Here is a 23,574-nt window from a genome sequence, read left to right as displayed (position 1 = left end):
TCCGGGCACGGCCCCGCTTTGGTCCGGACACCCCGGGGCGGTACGGTCGGCGGTCGTAGAGCACATGAAGAAAGGGCGTCGATGGCGATTGCCAAGGCCGAGCGGCTGATGAACCTCGCGCTGTGCCTGCTGGGGACCCGGCGCCCGCTGAGCAAGCGTGAGCTCCGCGGCTCCATCGAGGCGTACCTCGAAGCGGGCTCCGACGAGTCCTTCAACCGGATGTTCGAGCGCGACAAGGACGATCTGCGCGAGCTCGGCCTCGTCATCGAGACCGTCGAGAACCTCGACGGCGACACCGGATACCTGGCCCGCCGCGACAGCAACCGGCTGCCTCCCATCACCCTGGACGCCGAGGAGGCCGCCGCCCTCGGCCTCGCCGCCAAGGTCTGGCAGCAGGCGCGCCTGGCCGGAGCGGCCAGCGGCGCCCTCCAGAAGCTCCGCGCCGCCGGCATGCCCGAGACCGAGGACGCCTACGAGGTCCACAGCGCCCTCGAACCCCGCATCCCCGTCCACGAGGCGGCCTTCGAGCCCCTGATGCTGGCCTGCCGCGACCGCCGCCCGGTCACCTTCGACTACCGCAAGGCCAACTCCGCCCGTCCCGAGCAGCGCCAGGTCGAACCCTGGACCCTGGAGTGCTGGCGCGGCCACTGGTATCTCGCCGGCTGGGACCGGGAGCGCGGCGCCGAACGCGTCTTCCGGCTCTCCCGCATCACCGGCAGGGTCCGCTCCCGGGCCGGCGCCTTCACCAGCGAGGTGCCCGACGTGGTCACGGTCCGCGAGACCGTGGAGAGCTGGGCCGGCGAGACCGCCACCCGCACCGCCCGCATCCGGCTGCGCGCCGGAGCCGGCTACCCGCTGCGGTCGCGCGCGATATCCGTGAGGGAGCGCGGCGACGGCTGGGACGAGCTGGAGATTCCGTACGGACACGGGCTCGACGCCTGGCTCGTCGAGTTCGGACCGGACGTCGTCGTGGAGGAACCCGCCGATCTGCGGGCCGATGTGGTGGACCGGCTCCGCGCCGTGGCCAAGGACTAGGGGTACGGAAACGATGGCCACGAACGCGATCGACCAGACCCGCCGGATGCTCTCCCTGGTCACGTACCTGCGCGAGCGCCCCGGCGCCCACGTCCAGGACGTGGCCCGGGCCTTCGGCATCACGGAGGACGAGCTGATCTCGGACCTCGACGTGCTGCCCATGTGCGGGACCAGCTTCCGCGGCGGCGACCTGCTCGACATCGACACCGACGGCGACCGGATCTGGTGGCACAACCCGGACGACGTCGCCGAGCCGCTGCGGCTCGCGGCCGACGAGGCCACCGCCCTGCTCGTCGCCGCCCGCGCGGTCGCGACCCTGCCCGGGCTGCGCGAGAGCGACCGGCTCGCCCTGGTCCGCGCGACCGCCAAGCTGGAGACGGCGGCCGGGGAGTCCGGCGCGGCGAGCTCCCGGCTCTCGGTGACCTTCGAGGCGGAGGGCGGCGTCTTCGCCGACGTCGACCGGGCCATCTCCGAGCGCCGCCGCCTCTGGCTGCGCTACTACTCGCCCGCCCGCGACGAGCTCACCGAACGCGAGGTCGACCCGATCCGGCTGTTCGCCGTGGGCCACACCTATATGGAGGGCTGGTGCCGGCTCTCCGAGGCCCGCCGGACCTTCCGCCTCGACCGGGTCGCGGAGATCCGGCTCCTGGACGCCCCGGCCGCACCGCCGGAGCTGGAGCTGCGGGACCTGTCGGAAGGGCTGGTCCAGCCCGCCGCCGAGGACCCCGAGGTCGTGATCGAGGTCGGCACCGGAGGCCGGTGGGTCGCGGAGTACTACCCGCACGACAGCGCCGAGGAGCTGCCGGACGGCGGACTGCGCATCACCCTGCGCACCCCCGACCCGGCCTCGCTGCGCCGGCTCGCGCTGCGCCTGGGCGGCGAGGGACGCATCGTCACCCCGCCGGAGCTCGCCGACAGCGCCCGGTCCGCCGCCCGCGAGGCGCTGGCCGCCTACGACGACACGGTCTGAGCGACCCGGAGCGGAGAGCCAGATGAACCCGACGTACCTGACGCCGGTCGCCTCCACCGGCCCGGTCGCCTCCGCGGGCCGGATCGCCTCCGCGGGTCCGGCTGTGCGCACCGGCCCGGTCGCCTCGGCGGGTCCGGCTGTGCGCACCGGCCCGGTCGCCTCGGCGGGTCCGGCTGTTCGCACCGGCCCGGTCGCCGTTCGTACCCGGCCGACCGTCCGTACCGGGCCGGTCCCGGTGCCGGTACCCGCCGCTGTACGGTTCCGGGCCTCGTGCCCCGACTGCCGCGGGCGCTTCGAGCTCGCGGCGGGGGCGCTGCGCCTGGCGATCGGCGCCGGCAGCCGCACTGCCTTCTACAGCTTCACCTGCCCCGAGTGCGCCGCCCCGGTCCGCAAGCCCGCCGGGGAGCGCATCATCGAACTGCTCACCGGCGGCGGCGTACGGACCCTGCGTCTGCACGCCACGCCGTAGATCCCACGTCCGTAGGAAGAGGCACCGCCGCATGTTCTGGCCCATGCTCGCCATCGCCCTGGGATTCCTGGGGGTCGCCGTGCTCGGCGTACTGGCCGTCAAGGTCTTCGTCGAGGCACAGCGGCTCGGCCGTCAGGTCACCGCCACCACCGAGCGGATCAACCAGGCGTCCGAGGACCTCGAACGAGCGGCGACACGCCTCGCGGCCACCGGCGACAGCCTGCGATAGCGGGGCCGCGCCCTGCCGTCCGCCGGAACCGAGGGGTACGCTTCACGAGTCGGCCCAGGCAGGGAGGGCGGGGGCCGCAATCGGGAGTACGCACGGGCATTGCCTCGCGTTTACCCCTGCGGGTTACGATCGCTGCCAAGCGCAACGATTCGGACGACAGGTCCGGTAGCACGGGTAGCGAGCCCACCCCTCCAGCCGCCTCAGTGAGAAGGAAGTCGCACATGATCGGCAATCTGAAGCCCCTCGAGATCGTTCTGATCATCGCGGTCATCCTGCTGCTCTTCGGCGCCAAGAAGCTTCCCGACATGGCGCGCTCGCTCGGCAAGTCGGCCCGCATCCTCAAGAGCGAGGCCAAGGCGATGAAGAAGGACGACGCGGCGACCGCGACGCCCCCGACCGAGACCGTCGCGGACCCCACCCCTCCGCAGGCCACCACCGCGCGCACCATCCAGGCCGCTCCGGGTGACGTCACGAGCTCCCGCCCGGTCAACGACGCCAAGCCCACCACCCAGAGCTGACCGCTGACGCGCTCCGCCGACAGCCGCCGCACGAGACGAGGGAAGTGGGTTGCTCAAGTCTGCCCGCAAGCAGGAGAAGGACGAAGAGGGGCGGATGCCTCTCCTCGATCACCTGCGTGAGCTGCGTAACCGGCTGCTGAAGGCCGTGCTGGCGATCTTGATCGCCATCATCGGGGCCGCCTTCTTCCACAAGGAGATCTTCGAGTTCCTGATGAAGCCGATCCTTGACTCGGTCGGCTGCAAGAACGGCGTCGAGACGATGGTCAACGGCCGCCCCTGCGCGGAGATGACCACCAACGGTCTGCTGTCGCCGTTCACCATCGCGCTCAAGGTGTCCCTCATGGCGGGCGTCCTCATCGCCACGCCCGTCTGGCTCTACCAGCTCTGGGCCTTCGTCGCCCCCGGCCTGCACCAGAAGGAGAAGCGGTACTCCCTGGCCTTCGTGGCGGCCGGCGCCCCGCTCTTCGCCGCCGGGGCCTACCTGGCGTACGTGATCCTCCCGCAGACGGCCGAGATCATGCTCGACTTCACGCCGGAGAACGTGACGAACCTGCTGCCGCTCGACGACTTCCTCGACCTGATCACCCGCATGGTGATCGTCTTCGGTCTCGCCTTCGAACTCCCGCTGCTGCTCGTCGCCCTCAACATGACCGGGGTCCTCTCCGGCGTCCGCATGCTGCGCTGGTGGCGCGGCATGATCGTCGGCCTCACCGCCTTCGCGGCCATCGCCACCCCCGGCGGCGAGCCGATCTCCATGCTGCTGCTCTCCGGCCCGCTCGCGGTGCTCTACTTCATCGCTGTCGGCTTCTCCCTGCTGAACGACAAGCGTCGCAACCGCAACAACCCCGACGCCGAGCTCAGCGACGACGAGGCGTCGCGGCTCGACCTGACCCCCGAGGCGGTCGAAGGGGTCGAGCCCGTGGCCGCTCCGCGCCGAGTGCTGCCGGAGCAGGCTTCCGGCGAGCCGGACGGCTCACGCTCGCACCGGCTCAACGGTTACGACGACATCACCTGACCGGGGTGTGCCGTGCGGGTCCTCACCAAGCTTCGACCGGCCGCTGATCAGGTGGAAGGCCAAGGCCGTTTAAAGATCAGGCTGACTGTCGGAGGCGGCGGGTAGGCTCGTAGCCAAGATGACAGAGGACCTCTCACCAGCTGAGCGATACCAGGCGTCCCGGGCCCGCGCGGCCGAGATGGCGACGGCCCTCGGGCCCTTCCGGGAGATGTACGAGTTCGGACTCGACCCCTTCCAGATCGAGGCATGCCAGGCCCTCGAGGCGGGCAAGGGGGTGCTGGTCGCGGCCCCCACGGGGTCGGGCAAGACGATCGTCGGCGAGTTCGCCGTGCACCTGGCCCTGGAGCAGGGCCGCAAATGCTTCTACACCACGCCCATCAAGGCGCTCTCCAACCAGAAGTACGCCGACCTGGCCAAGCGGTACGGGGCGGACAAGGTCGGCCTGCTGACCGGCGACAACAGCGTCAACTCCGAGGCGCCGGTGGTCGTGATGACCACCGAGGTCCTGCGGAACATGCTGTACGCGGGCTCGCAGTCGCTCTCCGGACTCGGCTATGTGGTCATGGACGAGGTGCACTACCTCTCCGACCGCTTCCGGGGCGCGGTCTGGGAAGAAGTGATCATCCACCTCCCGGAGTCGGTGACCCTGGTCTCCCTGTCGGCGACCGTGTCCAACGCGGAGGAGTTCGGCGACTGGCTGGACACCGTGCGCGGCGACACCGAGGTGATCGTCTCCGAGCACCGTCCGGTGCCGCTCTGGCAGCACGTGATGGCCGGGCGCAAGATGTACGACCTCTTCGAGGAGGCCACCGACCACGGCGGCCGCGGCGTCGGACGCCGCGAGGTCAACCCGGACCTGGTCCGCCTCGCCCGGACGGAGAACCAGCAGGGGTACAACCCCCGCGACCGCCGCCGGGGCAAGATGGTCCGCGAGGCCGACCGCGAGCGCGAGCGGCGTCAGCGCAGCCGGATCTGGACGCCCGGCCGGCCCGAGGTCATCGAGCGGCTGGACAACGAGGGCCTGCTGCCCGCGATCACCTTCATCTTCAGCCGGGCCGGCTGCGAGGCCGCCGTACAGCAGTGTCTGTACGCCGGCCTCCGGCTCAACGACGAGGACAAGCGCCGGCTGGTGCGGGAGATCGTCGAGGAGCGGACCGCCTCCATCCCCGGCGAGGACCTTCACGTCCTCGGGTACTACGAGTGGCTCGAAGGGCTGGAGCGGGGCATCGCAGCCCACCACGCGGGCATGCTGCCGACGTTCAAGGAGGTCGTCGAGGAGCTGTTCGTACGGGGCCTGGTGAAGGCGGTCTTCGCCACCGAGACCCTGGCGCTCGGCATCAACATGCCCGCGCGCTCGGTGGTCCTGGAGAAGCTCGTCAAGTGGAACGGCGAGCAGCACGCCGACATCACCCCCGGCGAGTACACCCAGCTCACCGGCCGGGCCGGGCGGCGCGGCATCGACGTCGAGGGCCACGCGGTGGTCCTGTGGCAGCGCGGCATGGACCCGACAGGGCTGGCCGGGCTCGCCGGGACGCGTACGTATCCGCTGCGCTCCAGCTTCCGGCCCTCGTACAACATGGCGGTCAACCTGGTGCAGCAGTTCGGGCGGCACCGCTCGCGCGAGCTGCTGGAGACGTCGTTCGCCCAGTTCCAGGCCGACAAGTCGGTCGTCGGGATCTCCCGGCAGGTCCAGCGCAACGAAGAGGGCCTGGAGGGCTACAAGGAGGGCATGACCTGCCACCTCGGCGACTTCGAGGAGTACGCGCGGCTGCGCCGCGACCTCAAGGACCGGGAGACGGAGCTCGCCAAGCAGGGCGCGGCCCAGCGACGGGCGGCCGCCGCCACCTCGCTGGAGAAGCTGAAGCCGGGCGACGTCATCCACGTGCCGACCGGGAAGTTCGCGGGGCTGGCGCTCGTGCTGGACCCGGGGCTTCCCGCCGGGCGGGCCAACGGGCACCGCGGGTTCGACCACCACGACGGGCCGCGTCCGCTGGTGCTGACCTCCGAGCGGCAGGTCAAGCGGCTCGCCTCGATCGACTTCCCGGTGCCGGTGGAGGCGCTGGACCGGATGCGGGTCCCGAAGTCGTTCAACCCGCGCTCGCCGCAGTCCCGGCGCGATCTGGCCTCCGCCCTGCGGTCGAAGGCCGGGCACATCGTGCCCGACCGGCACCGCAAGGGGCGGGCGCCGGCCGCCGACGACCGCGAGATCGCCCGGCTGCGGACCGAGCTGCGCGCCCACCCATGCCACGGGTGCGACGAGCGCGAGGACCACGCGCGGTGGGCCGAGCGCTACCACCGGTTGCAGCGGGACACGCGGCAGCTGGAGAAGCGGATCGAGGGGCGGACGAACACGATCGCCCGCACCTTCGACCGGATCGTCGCGCTCCTGACCGAGCTGGACTACCTCCGGGGCAACGAGGTCACGGAGAACGGGCGGCGGCTGGCCCGGCTGTACGGGGAGCTGGACCTGCTCGCCAGCGAGTGTCTGCGGGAGGGCGTGTGGGAGGGGCTCAACCCCGCCGAACTCGCCGCGTGCGTCTCGGCGCTGGTGTTCGAGGCCCGGCAGGCGGACGACGCGGTCGCGCCCAAGCTGCCGTCCGGGCCGGCGAAGGCCGCCATGGGCGAGATGGTGCGGATCTGGGGGCGGCTGGACGCCCTGGAGGAGGACTTCAAGATCAACCAGACGGAGGGGGTCGGGCAGCGCGAGCCCGATCTCGGCTTCGCCTGGGCGGTCTACATGTGGGCCTCCGGGCGCACGCTGAACGAGGTGCTGCGCGAGGCGGAGATGCCGGCGGGGGACTTCGTACGGTGGTGCAAGCAGGTGATCGACGTGCTGGGGCAGGTGGCGGCGGCGGCTCCTCGGGAGGGGAGCGCGGGGGCCAGCTCTGTGGCTCGTAACGCGCGGAAGGCGGTTGACGGGGTGTTGCGGGGGGTTGTGGCTTACAGCTCTGTCGGCTGACGGTGGGTGTTGCGGGGTGGGGGCGTGTGGGGGGCGGTGCGCCTGCGGCGGGCTGTTCCCCTCCCCGCCCCTTCCCGAAACCGGGGCTCCGCCCCGGACCCCGCTCCTCAAGCGCCGGAGGGGCTGGGAGTACGGGCGGGGCTGGGGGTGTAGGCCGGGCCGCGCCCCGGACCCCGCTCCTCAAGCGCCGGAGGGGCTGGGAGTACGGGCGGGGCTGGGGGTGTAGGCCGGGCCGCGCCCCGGGCCTCGCTCCTCAAGCGCCCGAGGGGCTGGAGTGGGCTCCTCGACATGCTGGAGGCGTGCCGGAGTTGCTGTTCAGGTGCTGCGGCTCTTCGCCGCTGCTCCCGCGCAGACCAGGCCCAGCAGCACCGTCAGGCCGCCGACGATGATGTTGTTGAGGATGATTCCGGTGTCCGGGCTGCTCCCGACCACCCAGGTCGACACGATGACCCACGCACCCATGGCGCACATCGCCCAGCTCAGGCCGTACATGCGCTCCGGCATCATCGTGAAGCCGAGGGCCAGCACCGCGATCGCGATGCCCATGACGAGGTTGTGCGTCGCCAGGGCGGGCTGGTTCGCCGTGAAGTGGAGCACCCACGGAGAGACGGCGCAGTAGAGGCCGACGAGGAACACCGGCGCGTCCACCAGCGCCACATCGCGGCCGCCCATCACCCGGTCGTAGCGTGCCCGCATCTCGGGGGCGTCGGGGTGGCCCGCTATGTCGCTCCTGGCGTGTGAGACGTTGCTCATGAGATTTCGTCTCCTTCGGTCCTGCGGGCCCTGACGCCGCACGGAAAGTGCGCCAAGCGCCCATGTGTCTAGTTTGCTATTATCTGGGCCTTATGCGCATCCCCGTGGGGCGGGGTGGGACCGGGCATGACGAAGGGGCGGGGCGCTGCGATCCGCCGCAGCACCCCGCCCCTCATGCCTCCGGTGTTACTTCGGGGGCATCAGGACCGTGTCGATGATGTAGACCGTCGCGTTGGCGGTCGGGACGTTGCCGCAGACGACCTTCGAGGAGTCGTTGACGGTGTACTCCGTGCCCGAGCCGGACGTCGTCAGCTTGCTCTTCTCCAGCGTGTCGAAGGAGCCCTTCTCCAGCTGCTGCGGCGTCAGCTTCTGGCCCACCACGTGGTAGGTGAGGACCTTGGTGAGCTCGGCCTTGTTCGCGAGCAGCGCGTCCAGGTCGGCCTTCGGGATCTTCGCGAAAGCGTCGTTGGTCGGGGCGAACACCGTGATGTTCTCGGCGTTGTTGAGCGTGTCCACCAGGCCGGCCTGCTTGACCGCGGCCACCAGCGTCGACAGTGCCGGGTTGTTCGAGGCGGCCGTCGCGACCGGGTCCTGCGCCATGCCGTCGAACGAGCCCGCGCCGTCCTTCGGCACGGAGGCACACCCGGGGCCGAACGGCTTGTCCGTGGTCATCGAGTCGTCGGCCGACGCGCTCGCCGAGTTGGCCGCGCTGGGGGTCGAGCCCGCCGCCGAGTCCTTGGAGGAGTCGCCGGAGGAGCAGGCGGTCAGCGCCAGCGGCAGTACCGCCGCGGTGGCCACGGCGACGGCGGTGCGGCGGAAGTGGAGGGTGTTCATGGTGTTTCTCCTGTATCGAAGGTGCTGAGCGGGGATAAGGAACGGTGCTCAGTCGTGCCGTAGGGGCAAGGGGCGGACAGGGGGAGCAGAGGTGTGGGGGAGCGGTGGCCTCGGTTTCCGGCGACTCGTGGTCCGTCTCCCAGCCGCGGGAGACGGACCCGGCGCCGGTACCGGCCGTCCGACCAGGAGTGATGACGCTCCTGCGGCCGGCACGGCCCCATGACCGATGGCGGCGCACCGCACGGACGGCTCCCCGGCCGTCCGGGTGGCGACGCCGCCCCCGACCGTGAGGCGGACCGGAACGGCCGGCGCGGCGAGCCGCCGTCCGCCCCGCCCGCCGCGGTGACCGGCGCCGGCCGGACACGTGGGGGCGCGAAGGGCGGGCGATACGGCGGTGGCCCGGGCATCGGGGCAGGCGGCCCGGCCGCCGGGCGCGGCCGAGACGGCGCGCACCTGGCGGGGCCGCCGGGCCCCGAAGGTCCCGTCCGTCCGCGCATCGTTCCGATCTGCTCTCACGCAAGGGATTCGGCGCGGACGGCGCGGCGGATTGGTCCGGCGGTGGCATTCACTCGATCGGGTTAGTTCCGATCATCGACCAATCCTTCCGGTCATCTGCGCCGAATGGACTGCGAGGAGCACTCCAGCACTGCTCCGACCAGCGCAGGAGGACCGGAGGGAGCCGGGATGGCAGGGGAACGGCGGCGGACGGCCGTGGTGGGGAGCGGAGTGGCGGGACTGACCGCCGCCCACGTCCTGCGGGAGGCGCACGACGTCACGCTGTACGAGGCGGACGACCGCGTCGGCGGCCACGCCCACACCCACGACCTGGTCGCCTCCGACGGCCGGGTGCACCGCGTCGACTCGGGCTTCATCGTGCACAACCGGCGGACCTACCCCCACCTCCTGCGCCTCTTCGACGAACTGGGCGTCGCCACCCAGGAGTCCGAGATGAGCATGTCCGTACGGTGCGAGGGCTGCGGCCTGGAGTACGCGGGCGCCCGGGGCCCCTCTGGACTCCTCGCCCAGCCGCGTTCCGCCGTTCGCGGCCCCTACGTGCGCATGCTCGCCGAGGTGCCGCGCTTCCACCGCGCCGCACGGGCGCTGCTGGAGCTGCCGGAGAGCGCGGACACCGGCATGACCCTGGGGGAGTTCGCCCGGCGCGGCCGCTTCTCGGCGTACTTCCACGCCCACTTCCTGACCCCCATGGTCTCCGCCGTCTGGTCCTGCGACCCGGTCACCGCCCTGCGCTACCCGGCCCGCTACCTCTTCCAGTTCCTGGCCCACCACGGCATGCTCGCGATCGGCGGCTCCCCCGTCTGGCGGACCGTCACCGGCGGCTCGCGCTCGTACGTCGAGCGCCTCGTCAAGCAGCTCACCGCCGTCCACACCGCGACCCCGGTCCGGTCCGTCGCCCGCCACGCGGACGGCGTCGAGCTCACCACCGAGGACGGCACGACCACGCCGTACGACGCCGTCGTCATCGCCACCCACCCCGACCAGGCGCTCCGGCTGCTGGCCGACCCCACCGACGCCGAACGCGCCACGCTCGGGGCCTTCCGGTACTCCCGCAACCCCACGCTGCTGCACACCGACACCACGCTGCTGCCCCGCAGCCGGGGCGCGCGGGCCTCCTGGAACTACCTGATGCCCTCCTGCGCCGCCGACGCCGACCGGGTCACCGTCAGCTACGACATGAACCGGCTCCAGCGGCTCGACGCGCCCGAGACGTTCGTCGTCACGCTGAACGGCTCCGACCGGGTCGACCCCGCCTCCGTACGCGCCCGCATGGTCTACGAACACCCCGTCTACACCCCGGAGTCGGTGTCCGCCCAGGCCCGGCTGCCCGCCCTCTCCGGCCCCGTCACCGCTTTCGCGGGGGCGTACCACGGGTGGGGCTTCCACGAGGACGGCTGCCGCTCGGGGGTCGAGGCGGCCGCGGCCCTGGGGGTGGCGTGGTGAACGGCCTGTACCCGTGCGCCATCACGCACGTGCGGACCCGGCCCAGCACCTACGCGCTGCGGCACCGGACCTACCTGTGGCTCATCGACCCGGACGACCCGCCCCGGCTGCCGCGCGCCCTGCGGCCGCTGGCCCGGTTCGACGCGCGGGACCACTTCGGCGGCACCGCACCGACCATCCGGGCCGGGCTGGCACGCTTCCTCGGCGCCCAGGGCGTGGACCTCGGCGACGGAACCGTCACCATGCTCACCCAGGCCCGCGTCCTCGGCCACGTCTTCAACCCGCTCACCGTCTACTGGTGCCGCCGCGACGACGGGTCCCCGCTCTGCGTGGTGGCCGAGGTCCACAACACGTACGGCGAACGCCACGGCTATCTGCTCCACCCGGACGGCGAGCACCGCGCCACGACCGGCAAGGAGTTCTACGTCTCGCCGTTCTTCCCCGTCGACGGCGGCTACCGGATGCGGCTGCCCGAGCCCGGGGACCGGCTCGACCTGACCGTCCATCTGGAGCGGGAGGGGTCCCGCCCCTTCACCGCGACCGTACGGGGCGACCGCCGCCCGGCCACCCCCGGGCAGCTCGTCCGCCTCGCCCTGCGCCACCCCCTCTCCACCGTCGCCGTCTCCCTCGCCATCCGGCTGCACGGCATCCGGCTCTACCTGCGCGGCCTCCCCGTGCAGCCCCGTCCCCCGCACCGACCACAGGAAGGCATGCAGTGACCGCGCCCACCCACCAGCTGCCGGCAGACCGGACCCCCGATCCCGCGGGGCACGTCCCCGCGCCGAGGGGCCACGCCCCCGCACCGGCCGGACAGCGGGACCCGGCCGCCGACCCCGAGCGCTGGCCCGACGTCGTCGCCCGGCCCCGCGCCTCCCGCGCCCGGACCGCCGTCGCGGAACGCGTCGTCCGCCGCGCCCTCGCCCGGCTTCCCCTGCGCGCCCGCCTCGCGGGGGTGGAGGACATCGGCCTCGGCGGGCCGCTCATGGACATCCGCGACCCCGACGCCTTCTTCCGGCGGATCGGCGCGAGCGGGCTCATCGGCTTCGGCGAGTCCTACATGGCCGGCGAATGGGACGCCCCCGACCTGGTGGGGGTGCTCACCGTCCTCGCGGACTCCGCCGCCGACCTCATTCCCCGCCCGCTGCAACGGCTGCGTCCCCTCTGGGCGTTGCGCAGGCCCGAGGCCCAGCTCAACACCCCCGAGGGCTCCCGGGACAACATCAGCCACCACTACGACCTCTCCAACGAGCTCTTCGCCCTCTTCCTGGACGAGACGCTCTCCTACTCCTCCGCCGTCTTCCGGGGCTTCCCCGCCGAACAGTCCCTGCTGCCCGCCGCCCAGCACCGCAAGATCGACCGGCTGCTGGACGCCGCCGGGGTCAAGGAGGGCACCCGGCTCCTGGAGATCGGCACCGGCTGGGGCGAGCTGGCCGTACGGGCGGCCGCCCGGGGCGCGCGGGTCGTCACCGTCACCCTCTCCGCCGAACAGCGCGAACTGGCCCGTACGCGCATCCGCGAGGCCGGGTTCGAGGACCGGGTCGAGGTCCGGCTCAGCGACTACCGCGACGTCACCGGCGAGTACGACGCCGTCGTCAGCGTCGAGATGATCGAGGCGGTGGGGGAGGGGTTCTGGCCGGTCTACTTCCAGGCCCTGGACCGGCTGCTCGCCCCCGGCGGCCGGATCGCCCTCCAGGCCATCACCATGCCGGACGACCGGTTGCGCGCCAGCCGCTCCACGTACACCTGGATCCACAAGTACATCTTCCCCGGCGGACTGCTGCCCTCCACCGAGGCCATCGAGCGGGTCACCACCGAGCACACCCGGCTGCGGACCGTGCGGCGCACCGGCTACGGGGCGCACTACGCCGAGACGCTGCGCCTGTGGCGGGAACGGTTCACGGAACGCGCCGCCGAGGTCGACGCGCTCGGCTTCGACGCCGTCTTCCGCCGGATGTGGACCTTCTACCTCGCCTACTCCGAAGCCGGCTTCCGCTCCGGCTACCTCGATGTGCAGCAACTGCTCCTGACCCGCGAGGAGACCGCGTGACCACCACCGGAACCAGGCCCCCCGCCCGCCGCACCTCCACCGGCGCCGCCCAGCGGCTCGTACCCCTGGCCGAACGGCTGCTCGGCGGCGCGCTGCCGGTCCGGGTACGGATGTGGGACGGCAGCGAGGCCGGGCCCGAGGACGCGCCGACCGTGCGGGTGCGTTCCCGGCGCGCCCTGCGCCGTCTGCTCTGGGAGCCGGGCGAACTCGGCCTGGCGGAGGCGTACATCACCGGGGACATCGACCTCGACGACGACCTGGGCGACGGGCTGCGCGCCATCCGCCGCGCGATGAGCGAACGCGGCCTCACCCCGCCCGCGCTCTCCCTCCCCGACCGGCTCGCGGCGGCGGGCACCGCCCTGCGCCTCGGGGCCGTAGGACCGCGACCGCCCGTCCCCGCCGCCCGGGCCGGGCTGCGCGGGGCGCTGCACAGCAAGGCCCGGGACCGGGCGGCGATCAGCCACCACTACGACCTGTCCAACGCCTTCTACGCGCTGCTCCTCGACGAGACGATGGCGTACTCCTGCGGCTACTGGACCAGCGACGCACCCGACTACGGACCGGCCGACGCGCAGCGCGACAAGCTGGAGCTGATCTGCCGCAAGCTCGGACTGCGGCCCGGCGCACGGCTGCTGGACATCGGCTGCGGCTGGGGCTCGCTGACCCTCCACGCGGCGCAGCGCCACGGCGTCCGGGTCACCGCCGTCACGCTCGCCGCCGAACAGGCCGCGTACGTACGGGAGCAGGTGGCGACACGCGGCCTGGAGGAGCTGGTCGAGGTCCTGAACATCGACTACCGGGACATCGCGGAGCGGCCCGAGACCCGGGGCGCGTACGACGCCGTCTCCACGATCGAGATGGGCGAGCACGTCGGGGACGCGGAGTACCCCGCCTTCACCCGGATCCTGCACGACTCCCTGCGGCCCCGGGGGCGGGTGCTGGTCCAGCAGATGTCACGGGGCGCGAACGCCCCGGGCGGCGGTGCGTTCATCGAGTCGTACATCGCGCCGGACATGCATATGCGGCCGGTCGGGGAGACGGTCGGGCTGCTGGAGGGGGCGGGCCTCGAAGTGCGGGACGTGGAGGCCCTGCGCGAGCACTACGTGCTGACCGTGGACGCCTGGCGGCGGACGCTGGAAGAGCGCTGGACGGAGTTCACGGCCCTGGTGGGGGAGGAGACCGCACGGGTCTGGCGGCTCTATCTCGTCGGCGGGGCCCTCGCGTTCGAGGAGCGGCGGATGGGCGTCGACCAGATCCTGTGCGTACGCCCGGACCGGGAGGGTACGGCGGCGATGCCGGCCACGCGGGGCGGCTGGTACGGGGTGGACCGGTGAGCGGCTTCGCCTGGGGCGCGTTCGCGAGCGGGCTCGCGGGCGCGGCCGGCACCGCCCTCGCGGTCATGCTGGTCACCTTCGCCGTCGCCCTGAAGAAGGGCGTCCACCGCATCGTCGACGTGGCCTGGGGCATCGGTTTCGCCGCCGTCGCCCTCGTCTCGTACGGCCTCTCGGCCGGTGAGGGCGACGACGCGCGGCGGCTCCTGGTGACCGTGCTGACCGTGGTCTGGGGGCTGCGGCTCGCCGTGCACATCGGGCGGCGCGGACGCGGCCACGGCGAGGACCCGCGCTACGAGAAGATGCTCGCCAAGGCCCCCGGCAACCCTCGGCTCTACGCCCTGCGCAAGGTCTACCTGCTCCAGGGCGCGCTGGTCTGGCTGGTCTCGCTGCCGGTGCAGGCCGCGCAGTACCTGACCGGGCCGCTGGTGTGGTGGGCCTGGGCGGGGGCGGTGCTGTGGGCGGTCGGGCTCGCCTTCGAGGGGATCGGGGACCAGCAGCTCGCCCGGTTCAAGGCCGACCCGGCCAACAAGGGGAAGATCATGGACCGGGGCCTGTGGTCGTGGACCCGGCACCCGAACTACTTCGGTGACTTCCTCGTCTGGTGGGGCCTGTTCCTCTTCGTCTGCCAGGCCCCGGCTGCCGCCGCCGCGACCGTCGTCGCCCCGCTGGTCATGACCTTCCTGCTGACCAGGGGGAGCGGCGCGGCCCTGCTGGAGCGCCATATGGCGGAGCGCCCGGGATACGCCGGCTATCAGGCTCGCACGAGCGCGTTCTTTCCCCGGCCGCCGCGACGCCGGTGAAGCCTGCCGGGGGCCTGCGCGCGCCGCTGAAGCCTGTGCCGGCCCCCGGACAGACCCCCGACAGGCTCCGGCAGGTGCCTGCCAGACCTCTGGTAGGTGGCTGACAGGCCCCGGCAGGTGCCTGCCAGACCTCGGATAGGTGCCTGACAGGCCCTCACTCGATGCCGCGCGCCTTCTCGAACCGCGACCGCGCCTCGCCCAGATCCACCACCGGGTCCGGGTAGTCCAGCCCCTCCGCCTTCCACGGCTCGTGGATCGCCGACCCCTTCAGCTCCGCCAGCTCCGGCACCCACCGGCGTACGTATTCGCCGCGCGGGTCGAAGCGCTTGCCCTGGACCACCGGGTTCAGCACCCGGTTGGGGCGGGTGTCCGTGCCGGTGCCCGCGACCCACTGCCAGTTGAGCTGGTTGTTCGCGATGTCGCCGTCGACCAGCAGGTCCAGGAAGTGCCGGGCCCCCACCCGCCAGTCCACGTACAGCGTCTTGGTGAGGAAGCTCGCGGCGAGCAGCCGGCCCCGGTTGTGCATCCACCCCTCGTGCGCCAGCTGCCGCATCGCCGCGTCCACCAGGGGATATCCGGTCCGCCCGCTCTTCCAGGCGGTGATCTCGTCCTCGTCCGAGCGCCAGCGGTCCTGGCGCGGCCGGTAGTCGGACCAGGAGGCGTCGTGGCGGGCGGCGAGCACCTGGTGGTGGAAGTCGCGCCACGCCAGTTGGCGGACGAACGCCTCGCCGCCGGGCCCGCCCTTCTCCTTGGCCCGGTTGGCCAGTTCGGCGGCGGAGACCGTACCGAAGTGGAGGTGGGGGGAGAGCCGGGAGGTCGCGTCGGCGGCGAGATCGTCGTGGCCGTCCGCGTAGTCGGCCACCCCGCTCCTGAGCCAGGACGTCATCAGCTTGCGGGCCGTCTGCTCGCCGCCCTCCGCGAGACCGGGCGAGACGTCCTTGACGTCGTCCCGCGAGGGGAGGGGGTCCGAGGACGGAACGTCCTCCGGCAGCCGGATCGTGCGGGGCGCGGTCAGTGTGCCCCGTACCCCCGCCGCCTCCCAACGGCGGAAGTACGGGGTGAACACCGCGAAGTGGTCCCTGCTCGCCGGGACCACCCGGCCCGGAGCGAGCGCGGTGACCACCGCGTCATGGATGCGCAGCTCGCAGCCGGTGTCCGCCAGGGCGGTACGCAACTGCTCCTCGCGCCGTGCCGCGTACCCGCTCACCCCGGCGGCCATGTGCACCGCGCCCGCCCCGGTCTCCTCGACCAGCCGGCGCACCTCCTCGGCCACCGCGCCCGTACGGACGATGAGCCGGCCGCCCCGGTGGCGCAGCCCGGCGTCCAGGTCCGCCAGGCAGTCGGCGAGGAAGGCGAGCCGGTTGGGCGCGTCGTACCCGGCCCGGTGGACGCCGTCGTCCCGGACGAAGAGCGGGACGACCCGGTCCGCGTCCCGCAGGGCGGAACGCAGCACCGGGTTGTCGTGCAGACGCAGATCGGAGGTGAACAGCACCACCGCGACGTTCATGGAACGGGTGCTCCTTGCAGGCTGGGACGGGTGAGCGGGGTGAGCGGTCAGGTGCGGACACGGACAGCGGTTCCGCAGGCGGTTCGGGCAGGCGGTTCCGGCAGACGGCTCTGGCAGGCGGTTCAGGCGGTCGGGAAGTCCATCAGGGCCACCGGCGACGAGGTCGGTTCGGCCGATCCGCCCGCCGGTTCGACCGTGATGCCCATCCCCGTCGCGCGGTCCACGGGCCCGTCCAGCAGCACCGCGTCATCGCTCGCCGAGGGGTTCATCAGACCGGCCGAACGCATGGTGCCCCCGTCGTTGTACCAGAGCTGGTACACCTTGCCGCTCGGCGGCCGCTCCATCCCCGAGGCGAGGAACACCGCGCGGTTCTCCTCCTGCGACACGACGACGGTGCCGCGCGCGCCGCCGGTCAGCTCGCCGGAGGAGGTCTTCGCGTCCGGCGCGGAGAGCACCTGGGCCAGCAGCCGGTTCTGCTGCTGCGCCTGGTTCGCCTCCTGGCGGGCGTCCTGGGCCACCTGGTTCTGCCAGACCGCGACCCCGCCGAAGGCGGCCGCCGCCGCGATGCAGGCGGCGAGCCCGTAGGCGGACCAGCGGCCGGTGCGGCCACCGCCGGGCCGTTCCCGTCTCGCCTGCGCCGGAGCCTCCTGGCGTACGGTCGTGATCTCCCGCAGCACCCTCTCCCGCAGTTCGCGCGGCGGAGTCTCGGTGACGGCGAGGCCGAGCCGGGCGGCCGTGGCCGACAGCTCCCGTACCTCCTGGGCGCATGCCTCGCAGTCGTCCAGGTGCCGTTCGAACTCGCGGCGCTCCGGGTCCGGCAGCGCGTGCAGGGCGTAGGCCCCGGTCAACGTGTGCAGTTCGGCCGTGCTCACGCGCTCACCCCCAGGCAGTCGCGCAGCCGGATGAGGCCGTCGCGCAGTCGTGTCTTGATGGTGCCCAGCGGCACGGTGAGGAGTTCCGCGACCTCACGGTAGGTCAGACCCCGGTAGTAGGCCAGGGTCACGGACTGCCGCTGGAGTTCGGACAGGGTCCGCAGACAGCGGCGTACCTGCTCCCGCTCCAGCCGCGTCTCCACCTGCTCGGACACCTCGTCGAAGGCCCGCGTACGGTCCAGGAGCGCCGCCTTGTGCTCCCGCGCGGCCGACGCCTCGGCCGAGCGGACCCGGTCGACGGCACGGTGGTGGGCCAGGGTCAGCACCCAGTTCATGGCGCTGCCCCGGGACGCCTGGAAGCGGGGCGCGGTACGCCACACCTCGACCAGGACCTCCTGGGCCACCTCCTCCGACTGGGCCGGGTCGCGCAGCACGCTGCGTACGAGCCCGAGCACCGGCCCGGAGACCGCGTCGTACACCTCGGCGAACGCGTCCTGGTCTCCCCGCGCGACCTGCACCAGGAGTTCCTGGAGGTCAGGTCCGGGCGAGGGCACCCCGCTGATCTGTACGGCTTCCTTCACGCGGGTTTCCTCCCGGGACGTTCATCGATTCCGGGGGTGATTCGGAGCCGAGGGCCGTGCGGATTGGTCGATGCGCGCGATCTTTCCAGAGCCGGGCCCGCCCGGACGTCCGACGCAGCGAGGGGCTGCGCGGAAGATGCGGACGGGGCAGCGAGGGGCGGGGCTGGGCGGGAGACGCGGACGGCGGGGCGAGGAGCGGGGCGGAGGACGCGGACGGCGGGGCGAGGAGAGCGGAGCCGAAGACGCGGGCGACGCGGCGAAGGGCGGGGCGGAGGCCGCGGACGACGCAGGGCCCCGCGGCCGGGAGAATCCGGCCGCGGGGCCCTGAGGGCATTCCCGCGGAGTCCCGCGCGGCAGAGGCCGTGCGGGAAGCGGCTACGCGGCCGAGGCCGCCGGGCCCTCCTGCTCGCGCTCCACCTGCTCGTTCCACTCGCGCTTGACCGCGCGCCACGCGTCGTCGTTCTGGCCGAGCCGCCAGTAGCCGGAGATCGACAGCTGCTGGAGGGGGATCTGCCGCTCCACGCGCAGATAGCGGCGGATCTCCTTCACGAAGCCCGCCTCCCCGTGCACGAACGCCTGGACCTCGCCCGCGGGGAAGTCCAGCTCCTTCACGGCGGCGGTCAGCAGCTCGCCCACCGGCCGGTCGCCGCGGTGCAGCCAGGTCACGGCCACCCCGTCCGGCGTCACGATCTTCTGCTCCTCGGAGGCGTCCGGCACCTCGACGAACGCGTGCACCAGCGCGCCCACCGGCATCTGCTCCAGCGACGCGGCGATCGCGGGCAGGGCGCTCTCGTCGCCCACCAGGAGGTGCCAGTCGGCCGAGGTCTGCGGCCCGTAACCGCCGCCGGGGCCCAGGAAGGTCACCTGCTCGCCTGCCCGCGCCCGCTGCGCCCAGGGGCCGGCCAGGCCCTCGTCGCCGTGGACGACGAAGTCGACGGCCATCTCCCGGGCGACCGGGTCCCAGGAGCGGATCGTGTACGTACGCGTGGTGGGCCACAGCTCGCGCGGGTGGCTCTCGCGGATGGCGGGGATGTCGAACGGGTGCGCGTAGTCCGCGCCCTCGGGGGCGAAGCACAGCTTGATGTAGTGGTCGGTGAAGCCGGAGAGGGAGAAGCCGGCGAGCTCTTCGCCGCCGAGGACCACCCGCACCATGTGCGGGGTGATCTGCTCGGTGCGCACGACCTGCGCCCCCTGGGCCTTGGGTCCTTGCCGGGCCGGCCGCTCTGCCACGAGGTACTCCCTGGGTTCGACGTACGGACGCGTCCACGCCGGTGGACGTGCGGGTGCGCCCGGTACGTATCGGCGCACGGGTCCGGACACCTCCGGCCCCGATGACTTAGGTATGCCTAAGTTAACACCTCAGGCCCGGAGTGTGGTGAGGAGTCGCTGAAGCGCCCCGCCCAGTCCCCACTGGTCCGCAAGCGCTTCCAGCGCGGCCGGGTCGCGCGGCTCGCGGGGCACCGCCGGGTCGAAGTCGGGCAGCGGCACGTCCTGGGCCACCCGCACCACCTTCGGCGCGACCGCCACATAGTCCCGCGCCTCGTCCAGCCGCTTGCGCTGCGACGGGGTCAGCTTCGCCGCCGGGTCGTCCACCGCCGCCATGATCCCGGCCACGTCACCGTAGGCGTCGAGCAGCTTCGCCGCCGTCTTCTCCCCGATGCCGGGGACGCCCGGCAGCCCGTCGCTCGGGTCGCCGCGCAGCAGGGCCAGGTCCACATAGCCCGGGCCGTCCACCCCGTACTTCTCGCGGAGCCACGCCTCGTCGGTGACCTGGAGCGTGCCGACGCCCTTCAGCGGATAGAGCACCCGCACCCGCCGGGCGTCGTCGACCAGCTGATAGAGGTCGCGGTCGCCGGTCACGATGTCCACGGGCCCGGTCGCCAGGGCGGTGAGCGTGCCGATCACGTCGTCCGCCTCGTACGGCGTGACGCCGACGCGGGCGATGCCGAGCGCGTCCAGCACGTCCTCGATGATCGGGACCTGCGGGGACAGCGTGTCCGGGATCTCCTCCTCGTCGGCCTGCCCGCCCGGCGTCTCCACCGCGACCCGGTGCGCCTTGTACGTCGGGATCAGGTCCACCCGCCACTGCGGGCGCCAGTCGTCGTCCCAGCAGGCGACCAGGTCGTCCGGCCGGTGGTCCTGCACCAGGCGGGCGATGAAGTCGAGGAGTCCTCGCGCGGCGTTGACCGGGGTCCCGTCCGGCGCGCGCACCGAGTCGGGGACGCCGAAATAGGCGCGGAAGTAGAGGGAGGCGGTGTCGAGGAGCATCAGGCGTCGCGTCACGGAACCGATGATGCCCCACACCACTGACAGTCGCCGTCGCTCGCTCGCGGTCACCGGCGGGCGGCCCGGTCGTGAGCTGGATCACTGTTCCGTTTGGCGCGTGTAAGTACGGGCAGGCACGCGACCGGAGCCGACCACGTCGCATTTTCAACCAGTGCACGTGTCCTGCGGGCGGAACCCGCACCGCTCCACGGTCTGCCGGAGGGGGTGGCAGACCGTTTTCAGTTCAACGCGTGAGGTGTATGTGTCAAGGCTGCAAGCCGAGCACTTGTACAAAGTGTTCGGCAGACGACCCGATCAAGCCGTGCGGAAGCTCGAGAGCGGCGCCGACCGCGACGAGCTGCGCGCCGACGGAACGACCGCAGCGGTGATCGACGCCTCGTTCACGGTGGAACCGGGTCAGATATTCGTCGTCATGGGACTGTCCGGCTCGGGCAAGTCCACCCTGCTGCGGATGCTCAACGGACTGCTCGAACCCACCGCGGGACGCGTGCTCTTCGACGGCCAGGACCTGACCGCCCTGAGCCCACGCGAGCTGCGCCATGTGCGCTCCTCCAGGATCAGCATGGTGTTCCAGCACTTCGCGCTCTTCCCCCACCGCAGTGTCCTGGACAACGCCGCGTACGGCCTCGAGGTCCAGGGCGTACCCCGTTCCGAGCGGATCAGGCGTGCCACCGAGGCGCTGGAGCTCACCGGCCTCGCCGGCTGGGAGGACTCCTGGCCCGACGAGCTGTCCGGCGGTATGCAGCAGCGCGTCGGCCTCGCCCGCGCCCTCGCCACCGACGCCGACCTGCTCCTCATGGACGAGTCCTTCAGCGCGCTCGACCCGCTGATCCGGCGCGACATGCAGGACCAGCTCCTCGAACTCCAGAAGCGGCTGAAGAAGACCATCGTCTTCATCACCCACGACCTCAACGAGGCCATGCGGCTGGGCGACCGGATCGCCGTGATGCGCGACGGGAAGATCGTCCAGCTCGGCACCGCCGAGGACATCCTCGTCACCCCGGCCAACGACTACGTCGCCTCCTTCACCCAGGACGTCGACCGCTCCCGGGTGCTCACCGCTGGCGCGATCATGGCCGAACCGCACACCGTCATGGGCTCCGTCACCGACGACGGCAAGGAACTGCGCACCCCGCAGGACGTGATCGCGGCGGCCCCCGCCACGGTCTCGGAGTCCACGCCGATCATCGAGCTGTTCGCCCCCTGCTCGCAGAGCGGGCACCCGGTCGCCGTGACCGACGCCAAGGGCGAGCTCGTGGGCGTCGTCCCCGGGTCCCGGCTGCTCGCCGTGCTCGGCGACCCGATGACCCCCACCGAGCCGCTGAAGGGCTCCGAGGCGTCCCGCGAGGCCGCCTCCGACAACGATGCCGTGAAGAAGGTGGCCAGTGTCTAGGCTCCCTCTCGGTGACTGGGTCGACTCCGCCGTCGACTGGCTCCAGACCCACCTGGCCTGGCTGTTCGACGCGATCAGCGCCCTCGTCGGCGGCATGTTCGACGGCATCGCCGCCGTGCTCTCCGCCCCGCACCCGCTCCTGTTCGCGGGCATCGTCGCGATCATCGCCTGGTGGCTGCGCGGTCTGCCCGCCGGGCTGCTCGCCTTCCTCGGATTCGCCCTCATCGACTCCGTCGAGCTGTGGGACGAAGCGATGGACACCCTCACCCTGGTGCTCGTCGCCACCCTCGTCACGCTGATCATCGCGATACCGCTCGGCATCTGGGCCTCCCGGTCCCGGGCCGTGAGCGCGGTGACCCGGCCGGTCCTCGACTTCATGCAGACCATGCCCGCCATGGTCTACCTGATCCCCGGCGTCATCTTCTTCGGCGTCGGCGTCGTCCCCGGCATCATCGCCACCATCATCTTCGCGCTGCCCCCGGGCGTCCGGATGACCGAGCTCGGCATCCGCCAGGTCGACGGCGAACTCGTCGAGGCGGCCGAAGCCTTCGGCACCACCTCGCGCAACACCCTGCTGCGCGTCCAGCTGCCGCTGGCGCTGCCCACGATCATGGCGGGCATCAACCAGGTCATCATGCTGGGCCTGTCCATGGTCGTCATCGCGGGCATGGTCGGCGGCGGCGGCCTCGGCGGCTCCGTCTACCGCGCCATCGGCAACATCGACGTCGGGCTCGGCTTCGAGGCGGGCATCTCCATCGTCATCCTCGCCATGTACCTGGACCGGATGACCGGCGCGCTCGGCCGCGAGGTCTCCCCGGTGGCCCGGCGCGCGGCCCTCAAGAGCCGGTCGACGGCCGAGGGCCGGAAGATCTGGGCCTACCGCCCGCAGCCCGTCGTCGCGGTCGCCGGCATCGTGGCCCTCGCGCTCGTCGCCGGCGGCATGGGCGTCTTCGGCGGCTCCGACAGGAGCACCGTCTCCGGCGACGTCGCGCAGACCGGCGCCGGCAAGAAGATCAGCATCGGGTTCATCCCGTGGGACGAGGGCATCGCCTCCACCTTCCTCTGGAAGGAACTGCTGGAACAGCGCGGTTACGAGGTCGACGTCAAGCAGTACGAGGCCGGAGCGCTCTACACCGGCATGGCCAACGGGCAGATCGACTTCCAGACCGACGCCTGGCTCCCGGTCACCCACGCCAGCTACTGGAAGAGGTACCAGAACCGCCTGGAGGACCTGGGCTCCTGGTATTCCCCCACCTCGCTGGAGCTCACCGTCCCCGCGTACATGAAGGACGTGAAGTCCATGGAGGACCTGAAGGGCCGGGCCTCCGAGTTCAAGGGCCGGATCGTCGGCATCGAGCCCAGCGCCGGTGAGATGGGCCTGCTCAAGGACAAGCTCCTGCCGGGCTACGGCCTGGACGAGGAGTACAAGCTCATCGACGGCTCCACGCCCTCCATGCTGGCCGAGCTGAAGCGCGCGTACGCCAAGAAGGAACCGATCGTCGTTCCGCTCTGGTCGCCGCACTGGGCGTACAACGAGTACGACCTCACCAAGCTCAAGGACCCCAAGAAGCTCTGGGGCGAGGGCGACGGCGTGCACACGCTGTCCCGTAAGGGCTTCGCCGACGACAACCCCGAGGTCGCCGGGTGGCTCAAGGACTTCTCCATGACCGAGAAGCAGCTCACCAGCCTGGAGGCCGGGATCCAGAAGGCCGGCGCGGGCAAGGAGCAGGACGCCGTCCGCACCTGGCTGGGCGACAACCCGGGCGTCGCGGACACCCTGACGTCCAAGGCGTCCAAGGCGTCCAAGGCGTCCAAGGCGTCCAAGGCGTCCAAGGCGTCCAAGGCGTCCGAGTAGGGGCGCCGCAGGAAGAAAAGCGCAGGTAGAGGGGTGGATTCCGCCATCGGGCGGGGTCCGCCCCTTCCGCATGGCCCAAGGGCGTTTACCGGACGTCCTGCCCAACCATGTGCGTAAGGTGCTGACAGCCGGGAGGATGGCCGAGCGGGAGGGAGCTG

Annotated in this window: 21 protein-coding genes; 14 read left to right on the top strand and 7 right to left on the bottom strand. The window is 72.1% G+C overall.

The features are described 5' to 3' along the window. Positions 1-81: 81 nt before the first annotated feature. From ACLJPL_RS32160 to ACLJPL_RS32130, 7 genes are all read left to right on the top strand, one after another. Positions 82-1,035, top strand: coding sequence for a helix-turn-helix transcriptional regulator (locus ACLJPL_RS32160; protein WP_411084487.1), 954 nt, complete (start codon positions 82-84; stop codon positions 1,033-1,035). A gap of 13 nt (positions 1,036-1,048) precedes the next feature. After that, the gene (locus ACLJPL_RS32155; protein WP_411084486.1) at positions 1,049-2,005 is read left to right on the top strand and encodes a helix-turn-helix transcriptional regulator; all 957 of its coding nucleotides are present in this window, start codon (positions 1,049-1,051) and stop codon (positions 2,003-2,005) included. Positions 2,006-2,240: 235 nt separating this feature from the next. Next, a complete protein-coding gene (locus tag ACLJPL_RS32150; protein ID WP_411084500.1) occupies positions 2,241-2,474 on the top strand; it encodes a hypothetical protein in 234 nt (77 codons plus the stop codon). Between the two features lie 31 nt (positions 2,475-2,505). After that, complete coding sequence (locus ACLJPL_RS32145; RefSeq protein WP_411084485.1) at positions 2,506-2,703, top strand: hypothetical protein; 198 nt, start codon at positions 2,506-2,508, stop codon at positions 2,701-2,703. A gap of 221 nt (positions 2,704-2,924) precedes the next feature. Next, positions 2,925-3,221 carry a Sec-independent protein translocase subunit TatA gene (tatA, locus tag ACLJPL_RS32140; RefSeq protein ID WP_411084484.1) on the top strand — a complete coding sequence of 99 codons (297 nt, stop codon included), beginning with the start codon at positions 2,925-2,927 and terminating at the stop codon, positions 3,219-3,221. Positions 3,222-3,270: 49 nt separating this feature from the next. Beyond that, a complete protein-coding gene (tatC, locus tag ACLJPL_RS32135; protein ID WP_411084483.1) occupies positions 3,271-4,236 on the top strand; it encodes a twin-arginine translocase subunit TatC in 966 nt (321 codons plus the stop codon). Between the two features lie 118 nt (positions 4,237-4,354). After that, complete coding sequence (locus ACLJPL_RS32130; RefSeq protein ID WP_411084482.1) at positions 4,355-7,195, top strand: DEAD/DEAH box helicase; 2,841 nt, start codon at positions 4,355-4,357, stop codon at positions 7,193-7,195. 315 nt (positions 7,196-7,510) lie between these two features. Here ACLJPL_RS32130 and ACLJPL_RS32125 read toward each other — a convergent pair whose 3' ends face one another. Both ACLJPL_RS32125 and ACLJPL_RS32120 read right to left on the bottom strand, forming a co-directional pair. After that, entirely contained in the window at positions 7,511-7,948 is a 438-nt protein-coding gene (locus ACLJPL_RS32125) for an SPW repeat protein (RefSeq protein ID WP_411084481.1), read from the bottom strand. Between the two features lie 186 nt (positions 7,949-8,134). Next, positions 8,135-8,782 (bottom strand): fasciclin domain-containing protein, encoded by a 648-nt coding sequence (locus ACLJPL_RS32120; protein WP_411084480.1) that lies wholly within the window; start codon positions 8,780-8,782, stop codon positions 8,135-8,137. Positions 8,783-9,466: 684 nt separating this feature from the next. Here ACLJPL_RS32120 and ACLJPL_RS32115 point away from each other — a divergent pair. From ACLJPL_RS32115 to ACLJPL_RS32095, 5 genes are read left to right on the top strand one after another with little or no spacing between them, the layout of a single operon-like run. Beyond that, on the top strand, positions 9,467-10,741 hold the full coding sequence (locus tag ACLJPL_RS32115; protein WP_411084479.1) for an NAD(P)/FAD-dependent oxidoreductase: 1,275 nt from the start codon (positions 9,467-9,469) through the stop codon (positions 10,739-10,741). After that, on the top strand, positions 10,735-11,460 hold the full coding sequence (locus ACLJPL_RS32110; RefSeq protein ID WP_411084478.1) for a DUF1365 domain-containing protein: 726 nt from the start codon (positions 10,735-10,737) through the stop codon (positions 11,458-11,460). The genes ACLJPL_RS32115 and ACLJPL_RS32110 overlap by 7 nt, the downstream gene beginning before the upstream one ends. Then, the gene (locus ACLJPL_RS32105) at positions 11,457-12,788 is read left to right on the top strand and encodes a class I SAM-dependent methyltransferase (protein ID WP_411084477.1); all 1,332 of its coding nucleotides are present in this window, start codon (positions 11,457-11,459) and stop codon (positions 12,786-12,788) included. The genes ACLJPL_RS32110 and ACLJPL_RS32105 overlap by 4 nt, the downstream gene beginning before the upstream one ends. Beyond that, the gene (locus tag ACLJPL_RS32100) at positions 12,785-14,122 is read left to right on the top strand and encodes a class I SAM-dependent methyltransferase (RefSeq protein ID WP_411084476.1); all 1,338 of its coding nucleotides are present in this window, start codon (positions 12,785-12,787) and stop codon (positions 14,120-14,122) included. Before ACLJPL_RS32105 ends, ACLJPL_RS32100 begins: the two co-directional genes overlap by 4 nt. Then, positions 14,119-14,922 (top strand): DUF1295 domain-containing protein, encoded by an 804-nt coding sequence (locus ACLJPL_RS32095; RefSeq protein ID WP_411084475.1) that lies wholly within the window; start codon positions 14,119-14,121, stop codon positions 14,920-14,922. Before ACLJPL_RS32100 ends, ACLJPL_RS32095 begins: the two co-directional genes overlap by 4 nt. A gap of 154 nt (positions 14,923-15,076) precedes the next feature. On the opposite strand, the gene ACLJPL_RS32090 is transcribed toward ACLJPL_RS32095, so the two are convergent. The 5 genes from ACLJPL_RS32090 to ACLJPL_RS32070 form a co-directional block, all read right to left on the bottom strand. After that, positions 15,077-16,429 (bottom strand): cryptochrome/photolyase family protein, encoded by a 1,353-nt coding sequence (locus ACLJPL_RS32090; protein WP_411084474.1) that lies wholly within the window; start codon positions 16,427-16,429, stop codon positions 15,077-15,079. 122 nt (positions 16,430-16,551) lie between these two features. Next, positions 16,552-17,301: an anti-sigma factor domain-containing protein gene (locus ACLJPL_RS32085; RefSeq protein ID WP_411084473.1), complete on the bottom strand. Its 750-nt coding sequence runs from the start codon at positions 17,299-17,301 to the stop codon at positions 16,552-16,554. Continuing rightward, on the bottom strand, positions 17,298-17,882 hold the full coding sequence (locus tag ACLJPL_RS32080; protein ID WP_411084472.1) for a sigma-70 family RNA polymerase sigma factor: 585 nt from the start codon (positions 17,880-17,882) through the stop codon (positions 17,298-17,300). Before ACLJPL_RS32080 ends, ACLJPL_RS32085 begins: the two co-directional genes overlap by 4 nt. A 375-nt stretch (positions 17,883-18,257) precedes the next feature. After that, on the bottom strand, positions 18,258-19,112 hold the full coding sequence (locus tag ACLJPL_RS32075) for a siderophore-interacting protein (RefSeq protein ID WP_411084471.1): 855 nt from the start codon (positions 19,110-19,112) through the stop codon (positions 18,258-18,260). 129 nt (positions 19,113-19,241) lie between these two features. Then, complete coding sequence (locus tag ACLJPL_RS32070; protein WP_411084499.1) at positions 19,242-20,150, bottom strand: 5'-3' exonuclease H3TH domain-containing protein; 909 nt, start codon at positions 20,148-20,150, stop codon at positions 19,242-19,244. A gap of 259 nt (positions 20,151-20,409) precedes the next feature. Between ACLJPL_RS32070 and ACLJPL_RS32065 the strand changes: the two genes are divergently transcribed. Continuing rightward, positions 20,410-21,561 carry a quaternary amine ABC transporter ATP-binding protein gene (locus tag ACLJPL_RS32065; protein ID WP_411084470.1) on the top strand — a complete coding sequence of 384 codons (1,152 nt, stop codon included), beginning with the start codon at positions 20,410-20,412 and terminating at the stop codon, positions 21,559-21,561. Further along, positions 21,554-23,416: an ABC transporter permease/substrate binding protein gene (locus ACLJPL_RS32060; RefSeq protein WP_411084469.1), complete on the top strand. Its 1,863-nt coding sequence runs from the start codon at positions 21,554-21,556 to the stop codon at positions 23,414-23,416. The genes ACLJPL_RS32065 and ACLJPL_RS32060 overlap by 8 nt, the downstream gene beginning before the upstream one ends. The last annotated feature ends 158 nt before the right edge of the window (positions 23,417-23,574 follow it).

Origin of the sequence: Streptomyces sp. cmx-18-6 (assembly GCF_046548915.1) — a bacterium.
In the GTDB taxonomy this organism is placed as follows: Bacteria; Actinomycetota; Actinomycetes; order Streptomycetales; family Streptomycetaceae; genus Streptomyces.
The sequence above is the reverse complement of the archived record's forward strand: the minus strand, read 5'-3'. Positions and strand labels throughout refer to the sequence as shown.